Below are 1,548 nucleotides of genomic sequence, written 5' to 3' on the forward strand. Positions count from 1 at the left end.
TACGCCCGCTTCGCCGCAGCGTTGAACGACGCCGGATTCCACGTCGTGGCGTCCGATCATCGCGGCCACGGAGAGTCGATCGTCGACACCCCCGGCGATTTCGGTGCCGCCGCGTTCGCGGGTTTGTGGGCCGACATCGAGCAGTTGGGCGAGTCGCTGCTGAACGAATATCCCGACCTGCCACTGTTCCTGTTCGCGCATTCCATGGGATCGTTTGCCGCGCAGCATGTTCTGATCGAACGATCCGATCTGTACGAGGGTGTGGTGCTGTCGGGCTCGACCACGCTGAACATCCTCGCCGCCGGAATGGCCGACGCCCCAGCCGGTGACCTGAGCGTGTTCAACGCCGCCTTCGAGCACCGCACCGGATACGAGTGGCTCAGTCGCGACGAGGCCGAAGTGGACGCCTACGTCGCCGACCCGCTGTGCGGCTTCGACCTCCCGGAGTCGACGGTCCCCGCGTTGTTCGGTGAGGCCGACAAGCTCGCCGACCCGCACAACCTCGAGCAGATCCGTTCCGATCTCCCGCTGCTCATCACCTCGGGCACCGACGACCCGCTCGCCGGGGGCGGACAGTTGATCGAGACCCTCGCTGCCCGATACCGCGAGGCCGGAATGAGCGACGTCACCGTCACCCTCTACCCCGGTGCTCGCCACGAGATCCTCAACGAGACCAACCGCGACGAGGTCACCGCGAACATCATCGGCTGGCTCACCGACCGCGCCGGATAGACCTACCGCTTTCGCAGCTGCACGGGCTGCCCGTCCTCCGGGAAGGGCAGCGACGTGAAGTTCAGCGGCGCAACGTAATCGGGGTCGACCGACCAGTCGAACCGCAGCAGCAGGTGATGCATGATCGTCTTGATCTCCGCTCCGGCGAAGAACATGCCGATGCACTTGTGCACGCCTCCGCCGAACGGCTCCCACGCGTAGCGGTGCACCTTGTCCTCCCGGCGGTCGTCGGCGAACCGGCCGGGATCGAATTTCTCCGGGTTCGGCCAGTACTCGGCCATGTGGTGCGTGAAGTGTGGGGCGACCGACGCATACGTCCCCGCGGGGACGAACTTGCCCTGCACCTCGGTGTCCTTGACCGCGCGGCGGGCAACCACAGGCGTGGGCGAGACCAAACGCAAGCATTCCTTCATCACCAGATCGACGCTGTGCAGTTCGTCGAGTTGCGCGAGCGTCGGCGCATCGGTACCGAGCGCCTCGGACTCGGCACGGCACTTGTCCTGCCACTGCGGATGCTGACCGAGGTACTGCATCATCGTCGACAGCGTGATCGTCGACGTGTCGTGCGCGGCCATCAGCAGGAAGATCATGTGGTCGATCACTTCGTCGTCGGAGAAACGCTCGCCGTCGTTCCCCTCGATGTGACACAGAACCGAGAACAGGTCGTCGGTCTCGGTGGCACGCCGGGACGGAAGGTACCGCCGGAAGAACTCCTCGAGCATGGCGCGGCCGTCGAGACCGCGCTTCCACCGAGTTCCGGGAACCCGAAAGCGCACAATGGATGTCGCCGCCTGAACGCACGCCACGAAACTGGAG

2 protein-coding genes are annotated in these 1,548 nt (G+C 65.4%); one reads left to right on the top strand and one right to left on the bottom strand.

Annotated elements, in window-relative coordinates:
• The coding region (locus A2J02_RS04330) for an alpha/beta fold hydrolase (RefSeq protein ID WP_068047261.1) at positions 1 to 732 on the top strand (732 nt) is incomplete at its 5' end.
• A 2-nt stretch (positions 733 to 734) separates the two neighbouring features.
• On the opposite strand, the gene A2J02_RS04335 is transcribed toward A2J02_RS04330, so the two are convergent.
• Positions 735 to 1,548 (bottom strand): cytochrome P450 (locus A2J02_RS04335; RefSeq protein ID WP_156516085.1); only part of this gene is annotated, 814 nt, incomplete at its 5' end.

The sequence above is a fragment of the Rhodococcus sp. EPR-147 genome, from assembly GCF_001647185.1.
Classification (GTDB): domain Bacteria; phylum Actinomycetota; class Actinomycetes; order Mycobacteriales; family Mycobacteriaceae; genus Rhodococcoides.